The organism is Alphaproteobacteria bacterium (genome assembly GCA_018667735.1).
Lineage (GTDB): Bacteria > Pseudomonadota > Alphaproteobacteria > Rickettsiales > JABIRX01 > JABIRX01.
In genome coordinates this window covers 1-13166 of the sequence record JABIRX010000024.1, presented here as the reverse complement: position 1 = coordinate 13166, position 13166 = coordinate 1, and the positions used below count along the sequence as shown (strand labels likewise).

General features: G+C 32.6%; 14 protein-coding genes. 9 read left to right on the top strand and 5 right to left on the bottom strand.

The features are described 5' to 3' along the window. The 5 genes from HOH73_02575 to HOH73_02555 form a co-directional block, all read right to left on the bottom strand. Window positions 1-607 (bottom strand): hypothetical protein (locus HOH73_02575; protein MBT5827745.1); only part of this gene is annotated, 607 nt, incomplete at its 3' end. A gap of 102 nt (window positions 608-709) precedes the next feature. After that, a complete protein-coding gene (yidD, locus tag HOH73_02570) occupies window positions 710-979 on the bottom strand; it encodes a membrane protein insertion efficiency factor YidD (protein MBT5827744.1) in 270 nt (89 codons plus the stop codon). A 355-nt stretch (window positions 980-1334) separates the two neighbouring features. Next, complete coding sequence (locus tag HOH73_02565; GenBank protein MBT5827743.1) at window positions 1335-2426, bottom strand: glycoside hydrolase family 3 protein; 1092 nt, start codon at window positions 2424-2426, stop codon at window positions 1335-1337. A 42-nt stretch (window positions 2427-2468) separates the two neighbouring features. Next, complete coding sequence (locus tag HOH73_02560) at window positions 2469-3959, bottom strand: ABC-F family ATP-binding cassette domain-containing protein (protein ID MBT5827742.1); 1491 nt, start codon at window positions 3957-3959, stop codon at window positions 2469-2471. 82 nt (window positions 3960-4041) lie between these two features. Next, window positions 4042-5424, bottom strand: coding sequence for a glutamate--tRNA ligase (locus HOH73_02555; GenBank protein MBT5827741.1), 1383 nt, complete (start codon window positions 5422-5424; stop codon window positions 4042-4044). Window positions 5425-5575: 151 nt separating this feature from the next. On the opposite strand from HOH73_02555, the gene rpsP reads away from it, so the two are divergent. The 9 genes from rpsP to HOH73_02510 form a co-directional block, all read left to right on the top strand. After that, on the top strand, window positions 5576-6004 hold the full coding sequence (gene rpsP / locus HOH73_02550) for a 30S ribosomal protein S16 (GenBank protein MBT5827740.1): 429 nt from the start codon (window positions 5576-5578) through the stop codon (window positions 6002-6004). 16 nt (window positions 6005-6020) lie between these two features. Next, entirely contained in the window at window positions 6021-6506 is a 486-nt protein-coding gene (gene rimM, locus HOH73_02545) for a 16S rRNA processing protein RimM (protein MBT5827739.1), read from the top strand. Between the two features lie 7 nt (window positions 6507-6513). Further along, the gene (gene trmD, locus HOH73_02540; GenBank protein MBT5827738.1) at window positions 6514-7245 is read left to right on the top strand and encodes a tRNA (guanosine(37)-N1)-methyltransferase TrmD; all 732 of its coding nucleotides are present in this window, start codon (window positions 6514-6516) and stop codon (window positions 7243-7245) included. Further along, entirely contained in the window at window positions 7232-7654 is a 423-nt protein-coding gene (rplS, locus tag HOH73_02535) for a 50S ribosomal protein L19 (protein ID MBT5827737.1), read from the top strand. Before trmD ends, rplS begins: the two co-directional genes overlap by 14 nt. Before the next feature lie 94 nt (window positions 7655-7748). Then, window positions 7749-9149: a 3-isopropylmalate dehydratase large subunit gene (gene leuC / locus HOH73_02530; protein ID MBT5827736.1), complete on the top strand. Its 1401-nt coding sequence runs from the start codon at window positions 7749-7751 to the stop codon at window positions 9147-9149. Between the two features lie 88 nt (window positions 9150-9237). Continuing rightward, window positions 9238-9531, top strand: coding sequence for a co-chaperone GroES (gene groES, locus HOH73_02525; protein ID MBT5827735.1), 294 nt, complete (start codon window positions 9238-9240; stop codon window positions 9529-9531). Window positions 9532-9542: 11 nt separating this feature from the next. Further along, window positions 9543-11201, top strand: coding sequence for a chaperonin GroEL (gene groL, locus HOH73_02520; GenBank protein MBT5827734.1), 1659 nt, complete (start codon window positions 9543-9545; stop codon window positions 11199-11201). 129 nt (window positions 11202-11330) lie between these two features. Continuing rightward, window positions 11331-11582 carry a CDGSH iron-sulfur domain-containing protein gene (locus HOH73_02515; protein MBT5827733.1) on the top strand — a complete coding sequence of 84 codons (252 nt, stop codon included), beginning with the start codon at window positions 11331-11333 and terminating at the stop codon, window positions 11580-11582. Between the two features lie 370 nt (window positions 11583-11952). Then, the coding region (locus tag HOH73_02510) for an ankyrin repeat domain-containing protein (GenBank protein MBT5827732.1) at window positions 11953-13166 on the top strand (1214 nt) is incomplete at its 3' end.

The window sequence follows — 13166 nt, the reverse complement described above, 5'->3', positions numbered from 1 at the left end:
CTACTGTAAAATTACCACCGAGAAGAAAATATGCAACAAAAGCAATTAAAGAAGATAATAAAGCGCTATACATAATGTAATCGATAGATATGTTATTATATCTTTTCTTGCCTACACTATATAATGCATAACTATTAGCTGCTATAAAAGCTAAGAAATAGCCCCATAAATGTTCTAACTCAAAACTTTCTGACTTTTTGTTAATGGCGACTAGTATAACAGCTGCAACATTGAAAATGGCAGCTATTATATGCTTCCGCTCTATAGGTAAATTATAAAATAATTTTGCATAAAATATCTTAAGTACACCACTTAAATATGAAATCAAAAAAACTGCTATAATAGGAGCCATGGTTAATGCCATAAAATAGCAAATGTAGAATATAGCCATGCCAAGAGTGCCAGTTAAATAATAACCTATAGAAATAGCAAAAGGGTTTATAATTTTACCAAATATTAATTGTCTGACAAAGTCTATCAGAAAGAAAAATAAAAATATTAAGGCTGTAGCAAATATTGAATTAAATGGCTGCAGGAAGAAAAACAATATAGGTATCATTGACCAACCAATAGGAGCTATTATACCGATTAAATTAGCTTTATACATATCTCTCTACCTCATGTTAAACCTATAACTTAACTTTTATGTTACTCTTTTTTCTAGGCTTGGTCAAGATAGCTGATCTTCTGTAATTAAATTACGCTAATTTTACTTTTTAATTAAGTTGGGTTTTTTGGCTGGTACGGGGTCATAGCCATGGCATCCACCAAAAGGGTGGCATTTAAAAAGTCTTTTTACCACTAAATAGCTGCCATAAAAAATTCCATGTGTTTTTAACGCCTCTAAAGCGTAAGTGGAGCAGGTTGGGATAAAACGACAATTAGCACTATATAATGGTGAAATAAAATAACGATAGAACTTTATGGGCAATAAAATTAATTGTATTAGTGCATTGTTAATAATTTTCTTTAAAGTCATAAATCTTCTCTTTCTTTTAAATCCCTAACTAAAATTTTCTATTATTTTAACTACCGTTGCTTTTAGTATAAAGCCACTTGCCTCAATTTTGTATCATAATTTTTTCTATACCAATTAAACAGCATACTTCCTGTGCTCTTATGCATTACTAGAAAGCTTGCTAATTAATAGAAACAAAACATTAAACAAAAATTATATGGAGTAAAGTTTAGTTTCAACATTTTACCCTTCGCTAACTTTTCTCTATTATTTACACATCTACTAAATTAACTTTACACATTTGAGGTTAGCATTTTTTTTCTAAGTATCGTATTTAGAAAAGGCTATATAAAACTCTAGCCGGCGTCAAATAACACTAATTTAAGTACCCTAAAGCAACTAATTTTTGATTAAATTTTTTAAGATTTTCTTCTTTTATTGCCTTAACAGCCTTAATCGCGACTATTCTAGAAACATAATTTGGTATCACAATATCAACCCCTGCGGCTAATGATTTTTTAACTCTATCTTCTAATTTGTAATTAGATATTGCCTGCATATTAAGTGCATCCGATATTAGCAACCCATTGAACTGGATCTCTCTTTTTATTACATCTTTAATAATTTTCTTTGAAAAAGTTGCAGGTAATGGGTCGATCGCACTATAAGTACCATGTGACACCATAGCCATTTTAGCTATTTTTGCTAAAGCTTTAAAAACTAGAAAGTCCTTTTCCAGCAAATCTAAATAGCCCGCTTCAATAATTGCTTCACCATTATGACTATCCTCAAAAGCTCTGCCTAAGCCAGGTATATGTTTGACTACTGTTATAATACCTACTTCATGCATAGCTTTTATAAAAACGGTGGCTAATTCTACTACTATGCGTACTTCACTACTATATGATCTTGCTTCAGTTGCAGCCCAACTTTTCTTCACTCCTTTTACTGAAGAATTTTTAAAAAATGTCAAATCTACCATAGGTGCCAAATTAATATCAAACCCTAAATCAGCTAATATTTCTGCTGTAAATTTACTATCTCGATAAAGCTCTCTTTTAGCCTGCACTAAATCATATTCTGCTATAGCACCATAATATGATGCTTCTTTTAAGAGCTTATCTTTTGCAAAAATCTTTTTTAATCTGTCTACCTGACCACCTTCTTGATCTATAGCAACATATAATTTTCGTCCTGGAAATAATAACTTCAACTCCCTAATTAATGTTTTTATCTGCGCTTTAGACGCTATATTTTCACTATTAAGTAATATGCCAAATGGATTAATTTTTTTAATAAATGCTTTCTCCTCATCATCTAATGAAGTGCTTTTAACATAAGTGATAATAGGGGTAACTAAGGCTTGTTGTTCAAAATTTAAAGTTTTTTTTAAATTAAAAAACATAATTAACAAATAAATAGCACATACCCAGCTAACTATTGCTAATAATTTTGTTAATTTCTTCATTAATATAAAAATAATTTCACTACAATATGAATCTAACTACGCTTAAACATCTTGCCAGCCAACCTTCTTAAGGAAGTGCTTATATTCATCATCATGCATAAACACTCTGCCATTATCATAAATGATTAGTTTATTTGCTATCTTCTTTAAAAAACTTTCATCATGCGTAACCATAACTACCGCCCCTTCAAAATTATTTACAGCGCTCATTAAGGCTTCCGCTGATTCCATATCTAGATGATTTGTAGGTTCGTCTAAAAACAACAAATTAACAGATTGCAATAAAATTTTACCAAGCATCACCCTGCTTTTCTCACCACCTGATAACACTGAGATTTTCTTATGAGCAGAATCTCCAGAAAACATAACATTTGAACAAACTCGCCTTATATTTCCTATTGGCGCTTTGGAGTCACTAGTTTGAATTTCCTCGCAAACTGATAAATTGGGGTTTAAACGCTCGATATTCATTTGACCAAAATAACCAATTTTAGTTTTATCATGATATAACACAGAATTATCATTAGCCTCTATTTCTTTGGCTAAAAGCTTGAGTAAAGTTGATTTACCTTTACCATTCTTGCCAATAACACAAATTTTATCGCCTTTATTAACCGAAAAGCCCAAATTCTTGATTAAAACATCTTTTTCTGTATAACCAAAAGATAAATTATTAACTTTAATTAAACTTTCTTTGCTTTCATATAATTTGTAATTAAATTTGAATTCTAAGGTTTCTACATCACCTAATCTTTCCATTACGCCTTGTTTTTCTAAGGCTTTCATTTTTGACTGAGCCCTACTAGCCTGACTTGCTTTAGATTTAAAACGATCTATCCATTCTTGAGTTTTTTGCCGTTCTTTTTCTTGATTAACCCTAGTTTTTTCGTAAATCTCTTCTTCTTGTGCTATTTGCTCTTTGATTTTTTTTGTATTACCTGCGATCTTTCTGAATTGCCCCCTATGAATATTTAATGTATGCGTAATAATGCTATCCATGAAAGCACGGTCATGTGTTATTAAAATTAATTCACCATCCCAATCCTGCAGAAATTTTTTCAACCACTTGGTTGAGTGAATATCCAGATAATTTGTTGGTTCATCTAATAACAACAGATTAGGCTCATCTAATAACAATTTAGCTAAATTTATTTTCACTTGAAAGCCCCCTGAAAATTCTTTGGGGTCTTTTTGCAAATCTTCAGTGCTAAAACCAAGCCCTTGCAAAATCATCTCTCCTTTCCATTCTTCATAAGCACGCTCTTCTGGCAAAACACTTGCCACCTCAGCCATTACGGTATCATGTGAAAAGCTAAGATGTTGTTCTAAGTAACCAATTCTATAATTATTGGATAGTTCTACTGAACCAAGATCTGCTTCTTGCATACCTAACATAATTTTTAGAAATGTAGATTTTCCACTACCATTTCTACCAATTAGACCTACTTTTTCACCTGGGTTAAAATGAATATTTACATCTTGAAAAATCTGCTGACCTTGAAAAGCTATGGCCAAATTTTTAACTTTTATCATTAGTTTTTTCCTCTAACTAAATTACATGATTATATTTTTTTTACAAAAAACTTGAAGAGCTATGCGTATTATTTAAATAATATTACATGCTAAGTCTTTTTAACACCTCATCTTTTTCTAGCAACTCCATAATCTCAAATATACTAGGAGAAACATGGGAGCCTGTAAGCTTCGCTCTTAAAAAAGCTGCTATAAATTTAAGCTTTATATCTTCTTGCTCTGCAAATATTTTTGTTTTTTCGTATAAATTATCATGTTTAAAACTATCTATTTCCTTATAAAAATCAATGATTTTTATTTGCTGATCTACTAGCTTAGCTATATCTTTTTGCGCCTTATCTGTTAGCGTTAGCCTTTCTCCAAAATTTTCTCGTAAAAATAAAATAGCATGTTTGAGCTCTATTAAGTTTTTAGCTCTAGCTTTGATTTCATCTAGTAATTTATTAATTCTGCTTTTTTCTAACTCAGTAAGATCTGGATATTGCGCAGCTAAAAAAACCATAAGCTCATCATTGTTTTTATGTTTTAAATAATGTGCATTTAGATTATCTAATTTTTTAAAATCGAATCTAGCTGGAGACTTACCTACGTTGGTAAAATTAAACCAGCTTATGGCATCTGCGTCAGAAATTATTTCATCATCTCCATGCGAAAAACCTAATCTTAAAAGATAATTACGCATTGCTTCTGGCAAATAGCCAAGCTCTTGATATTCTGAAGCAGCTGTAGCGCCATGTCTTTTCGACATTTTTTTACCATCCGCACCATAGATTAATGGAATATGCGCAAATTCAGGACAAGTTGCAATTAAAGCGTTATATAGAATTATTTGCTTTGGTGTGTTACTTAAATGATCATCTCCCCTTATAACGTGCGTAATAGCCATGTCAATATCATCTACAACTACCGCCAGCATGTAAGTAGGTGTTCCATCACTTCTTAAAATTATGAAATCTTCTATTTCTTTGTTATTAACTTTTATTTCACCTTGTACTAGATCATTAAATTTTGTATAGCCATCTAATGGAGCTTTAATTCTAACCACAGGTGTAATTCCTGCTGGAGCTTCATTAGGATTTCGCTCACGCCACCTATTATCATATTTAAATCTTTGTTTATTTTTAATTGCTGCTTCACGTAACTCATCAAGCTCTTCTTTAGTTGCATAGCAGTGATAAGCTTTATTCTCTGCTAATAATTGCGCAACCACCTCTTTATGCCTTAACTCTCTTTTTGACTGGTAGACAGGCTCTTTATCTGCATTTAATCCCAGCCAATTCATACTAGCTAAAATTTCAGCCTCAGCCTCTTTTGTTGATCTAGCTTTATCAGTGTCTTCTATGCGAAGCAAATATTCCCCCCCATTATGGCGTGCAAATAAGTAATTAAATAACGCGGTTCTTGCCGAACCAATATGCAGCATACCAGTTGGTGATGGGGCAAACCTAACTTTGACATTGCTCATAATTTACTCATATAAAAATTTTACTTATTTATAATAAAAAATACGGTTATTTGTCTATATATAATTCCAAAATAAAATATTATCAGTTTTTGCTTGCATATTATACAGCAAGAAATATATTTTAATGCCCTAATTAACTATTTAAATAAATATGGCAACTAGAATAAGATTAGCGAGAGCTGGCGCAAAGAAAAAACCTTTTTACAGATTGGTAGTATCCGATCAAAGAGCTCCTCGTGATGGAAATTTTATTGAAAAAATCGGCACATACAATCCTTTGTTAAGTTCTGATAATAAAGAAAGATTTACTTTCGATAAAGATAGAGTGGAATACTGGTTAAAAACAGGCGCAACTCCAAGTGAAAAAGTTGCAATATTTTTGTGGGATAACGGCTTTAAAATAGTTGAAAAATATTTACCTGCTTCTTTTCCAAAGTCTCAAACTGAAAGAGACAAAATTAAAGCTGACAAATTAGCCAAAGAAAAAGCTGAAGCCGAAGCAAAAGCAAAAGCTGAAGCAGATGAGAAAGCTAAATTAGAAGCTGAAGCGAAAGCTGAAGCGGAAGCGAAAGCTGAATAGTTTAAGCATTTAGCCCTTGTCTGTTAATGATTATATAAAAATTGCTAAAATCACAAAAACGCATGGCGTTAGAGGTGAGGTAAAGCTTTTTTTATATACAAAAAATATACAACAATATAAAAATTTCTTTATATCAGAAAATAAAGTAGAGGTCGCTTTTAGAGGCTTTAAAGCAGATAATGCTATAGCCAAGATAGAAGGAGTTAGTGATGTAGACCAGGCCAAATCTTTGCAAAATGAGTTTTTACTTATTCAAAAAATAGATTTACCCAAAACCAACGATAAAAGCTTTTACTATGCTGACTTAGTTGGTGCTAAAATTTTAGAAAATAACAATGTTATTGGCGAAGTTAGTGATGTAGCGAATTATGGAGCTGGGGACATTGTAACTATTGCTTTTCTAAATAGTAAAAATGAAGCATTTCCTTTTACTGATGAAATTTTTCCAGAAATTGACCTTAAAAAGCATGAGATTAAATTTAACCGACCAGATATGATCTAGAGTTCACATGCTGAAAATAAAAATTATTACTTTACATCCTGATTTATTTCCTGGCCAATTAGGCTCTTCTATTTTGGGTGAGGCTCATAAAAAGCAAATCTGGAATTTAGAAGTTTTTAATTTAAGAGATTATAGCAAAGTCAATAAACGTGTAGATGATGTCCCTTATGGTGGAGGATCTGGCATGGTGTTTAGGCCTGACATTTTAGCAAATGCAATAGATAATATCACCGAGAAAAAACCAGAAAATTATAAAATTTTATACCCAACTCCGCGGGGCAAATTATTAAAACAAAAGAAAATAGTTGAATTTGCAAAAGAAAACAATATATTACTGGTCTGTGGTAGATTTGAGGGTATTGATCAACGCATCATTGAGCATTATAATATTGCAGAATTTTCTATTGGCGATATTGTAATTTCAGGTGGTGAGTTAGCTGCACAAATATTGATTGATGCAGTTGTCAGAACTTTACCCAATGTACTTGGTAACAGTGACTCTCTAACTGAGGAGAGTTTTGCGGTTAATAGTGAATATGAAAATTTATTGGAATATCCTCACTATACAAGACCAGCAATTTGGCAAGGTTACGAAGTTCCTCAAATTTTGCGCTCAGGTAATCACCAGAAAATCTCTGAATGGCGATTAAATGAAAGCAAATTTACTACGGAGCAGAAAAGGCCAGATTTGTGGCAATTATATAAAGATAACGAAGGTAATAAAAATGGATGTAATTAAAAAGTTTGAACAACAACAAATTAAAGATCTAAACAAAGAAATTCCAGATTTCCGCCCAGGAGACACTCTAAAAGTTGGCGTAAAAATTATAGAAGGAAAAACTGAGAGATTACAATCTTTCCAGGGATTATGTATTGCAAGATCTTCTGATTCAATAAATTCTACTTTTACAGTTAGAAAAATTTCAAATGGCGAAGGAGTAGAAAGAAAATTCCCTTTATATTCTCCTAAAATAGCATCTATTGAAGTTACTAAAAGAGGAATAGTTCGAAGAGCAAAATTATATTACATGAGAAAATTGCGAGGTAAGGCTGCTAGAATTAAAGAAAAAAAAGAATTCTTCAAAAAGCCAACTGCGAAATCAAAAAATACCGATGCTAACAATACGGAAAGCAACAAAAAAGACTAGCCTTTGCTTTAGCCCTAAAGCAGCTTATTTAAATTAACTTGCTTTAGAAGCATTAGCTTTGTAATTTAACCTTATTAATATTTTTTTTATTAGAATGGGAAAAACCTTATACGAAAAGATCTGGCAGAGCCATCTTATAGAAGATAATGATAATGGTTCTTTAATTTACATAGACAAACATTTAGTACATGAGGTAACTAGTCCTCAAGCATTTGAAGGCTTAAGACTAAGCAAGCGTTCCATAAAAAGACCTGAAACAATATTGGCGGTAGCAGATCACAACGTTCCTACAGAAAAAAGGGTGGAAGGAATTAAAGATGAAACATCAAGAATCCAAGTTGAGACCTTAGAACAAAATTGCGCAGAATTTAATTTAGAATATTTTTCTTTAGCAGATAACAGGCAAGGTATAGTTCACGTTATTGGTCCTGAGCAAGGCTTTACATTACCTGGCACAACTTTAGTTTGTGGAGACTCCCATACTTCAACACATGGAGCTTTTGGTGCCTTGGCTTTTGGTATTGGTACATCTGAAGTTGAGCATGTTATGGCTACACAAACTTTAAGACAAAAACAATCTAAAAATCTAAAAGTAGAAGTAACTGGAAAAAGACCTTCATATTTAACAGCCAAAGACATAATATTAGCGATTATAAAAGAACTTGGTACGGCAGGTGGAACTGGCCATGTTATAGAATTTTGTGGTGAGGCCATTACAGATTTATCCCAAGAAGAAAGGATGACTATCTGTAACATGTCGATTGAAGCGGGTGCAAGAGCTGGTTTAATTGCTCCAGATAAAACAACATTTTCTTATTTGAAAGGCCGTAATTTAGTGCCAAAAGGGGTAGAATTTGATAAGGCTGTAGAATATTGGGAGACATTAAAATCAGATTCTGATGCTAAGTTCGACAAAGAAATATCTCTTGATGCAAAATCTTTGGCTCCACAAGTCACATGGGGAACAAGCCCCGAAGATGTTGTTGAAATTACTGGTTATGTTCCACACCCAAATAAAGTCTCAACAAATTCAGAGCGTATAAAAACAAAAGAAAGAGCTTTAGAATATATGGGGCTTACAGCTGGTACTAAAATTACCGATATTCAAATAGATAAGGTTTTTATTGGTTCATGTACTAATTCTCGAATTGAGGATTTGCGTGTGGTAGCAAAATTGGTCAAGGGCAAGAAAGTTACATCTAGCGTTTATGCAATGATTGTGCCTGGTTCCGGTTTAGTAAGAATGCAAGCTGAAGAGGAAGGTTTAGATAAAATCTTCATAGAAGCTGGCTTTGATTGGCGTGAGCCTGGTTGTTCAATGTGCTTAGCAATGAATGCTGACCGCTTAGAGCCTGGTGAGAGATGCGCTTCTACTTCTAATAGAAATTTCGAAGGTCGCCAAGGAAGGGGGGGGAGAACCCATTTAATGAGTCCAGAAATGGCAGCAGCAGCAGCTATTACTGGTTATTTAACTGATATCAGAGAATTATTATAGTTTTATTACAGTTAAGTCCTTGACTTGCTAGAAATCATAACTATATAAAACTTAACTTTTTATAAATAACTAATTAACGAGAAAAAAAATGTCTGTAGTTAAACCTTTATATGATAGAGTTTTAGTTAGAAGAACTGAATCTGAGCAAAAAACTGCCGGAGGAATTATTTTACCTGACTCTGCGCAAGAAAAACCACAAGAAGGCGAAGTAGTCGCTGCTGGTAATGGAACTTTAAAAGAAAATGGTACAATTGTGCCATTGGAAATTAAAACTGGCGATAAAATTTTATTTGCTAAATGGTCTGGTACTGAAGTCAAAGTAAATGGTGAAGAATTAATCATCATGAAAGAATCAGATATTTTAGCAACAATTGAACAATAATTAATAGGTAAATAATGGCTAAAATAATTCAATTTGATAATGAAGCAAGAAAGTCTCTACTTAAAGGAGTAGATACTTTAGCTAACGTTGTAAAAGTAACTTTAGGTCCAAAAGGTAGAAATGTAATTCTACCCAAAGTATTCGGTCCTGCAAAAATCACTGAAGATGGTGTTACTGTTGCAAAAGAAATCGAAGTTAAATGTCCTTTTGAGAATATGGGCGCACAGATGATTAAGGAAGTAGCAAACAAAACTAATGATGTAGCAGGTGATGGTACTACTACTTCAACAGTATTAGCTCAAGCTTTAGTCAGAGAAGGTAGTAAAGCAGTAGCAGCTGGTATGAATCCAATGGATCTTAAAAGAGGAATTGATCTAGCAGTAGGCAAAATTATTGAAAACATCAGAAGCTCATCAAAAACAGTAGCATCACAAGATGAAGTTGCGCAAGTAGCTACAATATCAGCTAATGGAGATGCTGAAATTGGTGAAAAAATTGCTGAAGCTATATATAAAGTAGGTAAAGACAGCCCAATTACTGTGGAAGAAGCTAAAGGTTTAGATTTTGAAGTAGATGTAGTTGAAGGAATGAATTTTGACCGTGGTTATTTATCACCATATTTTGTGACAAATTCAGAAAAAATGACGGTTGAATTAGATAATCCACATATTTTAATTGTAGATAAGAAAATTTCTAACCTACAACAAATCGTTGCTTTATTAGAAGCTGTAGTTCAATCAGGCAGGCCATTATTAATTGTTGCTGAAGATGTAGAAGGTGAAGCTCTTGCTGCATTAGTGGTTAATAAATTAAGAGGTGGTTTAAAAATTTGTGCAGTAAAAGCACCAGGCTTTGGCGATAGAAGAAAAGCTATGCTAGATGATTTAGGCGTTTTAACTAATGCTCAAGTTATTTCTGAAGAAGTGGGACATAAATTAGAAGAAACTACTTTAGAAATGCTTGGTACGGCAAGAAGAGTTATTATTACTAAAGAAGAAACTACTATAGTTGATGGTAATGGCAGTGATGCTGATATTGAAACTAGATGTAAGCAAATCAAAGCGCAAATTGAAGAATCTACTTCTGACTATGATAAAGAAAAGCTTCAAGAAAGATTAGCTAAATTATCAGGAGGTGTGGCAATTTTAAAAGTTGGTGGAGCTACTGAAGTTGAAGTTAAAGAAAAGAAAGACCGTGTGGAAGATGCTAAATGTGCAGTAATTGCTGCATTAGAAGAAGGTGTTGTAGCAGGTGGTGGCTCTACTTTATTAAAGGCTTCTTTAATCTTAGCTAATGTTAAAGGCGCTAATGAAGATCAAAATGCTGGTATTACGATCGTCAAAAAAGCGTTACAAGCCCCAATTAGACAAATTGCAGAAAATGCTGGTGTTGATGGTGCTGTTGTTGCTAATAAGGTCTTAGAAAATAATGATCCTGACTTTGGTTATGATGCGCAAAATGATGTGTACTGCAACTTAGTAAAAGCAGGAATTATTGATCCTACTAAAGTAGTAAGAGCGTCAATTCAAGATGCGGCATCCGTTGCTTCATTATTAATCACTACTGAAGCATTAGTAGCTGAAGAGCCTGGTGATGATAATGCAGGAGGCGGAGCACCTATGGGTGGCATGCCAGGCATGGGTGGCATGGGTATGCCAGGCATGATGTAATCATTTTTGCAAAAAATTTATCTAAAAATTTTATAAGCCTCTTAATTTATTTTAAGGGGCTTTTTTTATAAAAAGCTATTTTTAATTTTAAAAATATGTTAAAGTCTAAATATAAACCAAGTGAAAACAATGAGTAAAGAAGTAAAAATAGTACAGAAAGCACCTTATAAAATTTCCGTAGAAAAAGGCAAAAAATATTCATGGTGTAGTTGTGGCTATAGTGACAAACAACCTTTTTGCGATGGTAAGCATAAGAAACTTGCTCCTGAATATAAATCAGTAAAATGGGTTGCTGATGAAAATAAGGATGTTTATTTTTGCGGCTGCAAACATGCCAAGTCTGGCTCTGTCTTTTGTGATGGTAGCCATAGTAAGTTATAAGTTAGTCTTTATTTAGCTGCATATTACTCTTAAATATTTTTCTTATATCTTGCTTTAGTAAAATCAGAAACACAAAAAAGAGCACAGCTAAAGCCAGAACAAAATAGCTTAAAAACCTTTTCTCAATGGGTTGAAAGAACTGCAACAATAAACATAATAGCTATTCTAGCTCGATAATTATTATAGCAAATGCTGTTTGTAAAGATAATTTTATTCAAATGTTTAACGAAGTTAAATTATCACATAAGCAATAAAATCATATAAAACCCTGCATATTTGAAGTATAATATATGTTTTTATGTATTCCTAGCTTTTACATTTGTCAGAATCCTAAAATTATGTTATAATATATAGAATTAAGGGTATAATTATGAGAAACAAATTAATAAAACTATTAGCATGTGGTCTTGGTGTCACTTTCTTAAGACAGATCTATGATGGATATCAACTTCCAAAGTTATCTACAGCAGATCATCCTTTTGCTAAAAAACCCACTTATCTTCCTGGAAATTCAATATCAAAAAACGCATTAGAACTAGGAGTATTAGAAGAAAGTCATGTTTTTAAACCAAAGCCTGACTTTTATCTACATGGAAGTAAAGAACTAAAAACAAATTCTTTGATGACAAGCTTTGTAAATGAACATTTTTCTGTAACTAACTCCTCAGTAAGTTTTATACCAGAAATCAATGAAATAAGCTTACATAACGCTAATTTAAACCTGCAAAAACATTTAATAGCTTCATCAGGCTCAACAAAAGTTAAACAAGGTTTTTGTGAAGAATTTAGCCAGTTATTTGTTGCTCTAATCCAAGAATATCAGCATAAAAAAGGAAGAGTATTATTCTCTTCCTTCATAGAGTCTTTAGCGCTAGATGAAAATAGTGAATTACTAACTTCATTTGCAGATCTTTTATTAAAACGTAGTTTAAGCTTAATAACAGACCAGCGGGTTAAGGATATTGTACCGTTAAATAAAGATAATTTTCAAGCTTTATTAAGTTCTATAGCTATAGGAGAAAACGCTTATATTTATCCTACAGATGATCATACCATTGCCTTATCCCGGATAGGACAAGATCAATTTATAATATTTGATAACCAGTTTAAAGGCCTACAATATTATAATAATACTGAGTATGTTAAATTTTTCACCGAGAAATATAATACAGAATCATCAGATGCTAAAGCAGCTATTGCCTATTTGAATCCATATCGAGAAAAATATCAGCATAATGGAGCAACTCTTTTTTATGCAGCCAGAGGAAATTATATTTCTTTGACTGAGAAAGCGTTACAATCTGATAATATTGATGTCAGCTTTCAAATGAATGGTTTTAACGCACTTATTATGGCAGCACAAAAAGGACATACTTATGTTGTAGAAAAATTGATAAAACGAAAAGATCTGGAGGTAAACTTACAAAAGAATGATGGTTATAACGCACTTATGATGGCAGCTAACGATGGACATGCAGATGTTGTAGAAAAATTAATGGAGCGAGAAGATCTGGAGGTAAACTTACAAAAGGAAGATGGTTATAACGCACTTATGATGGCAGCACAAAAAGGACATATTTATGT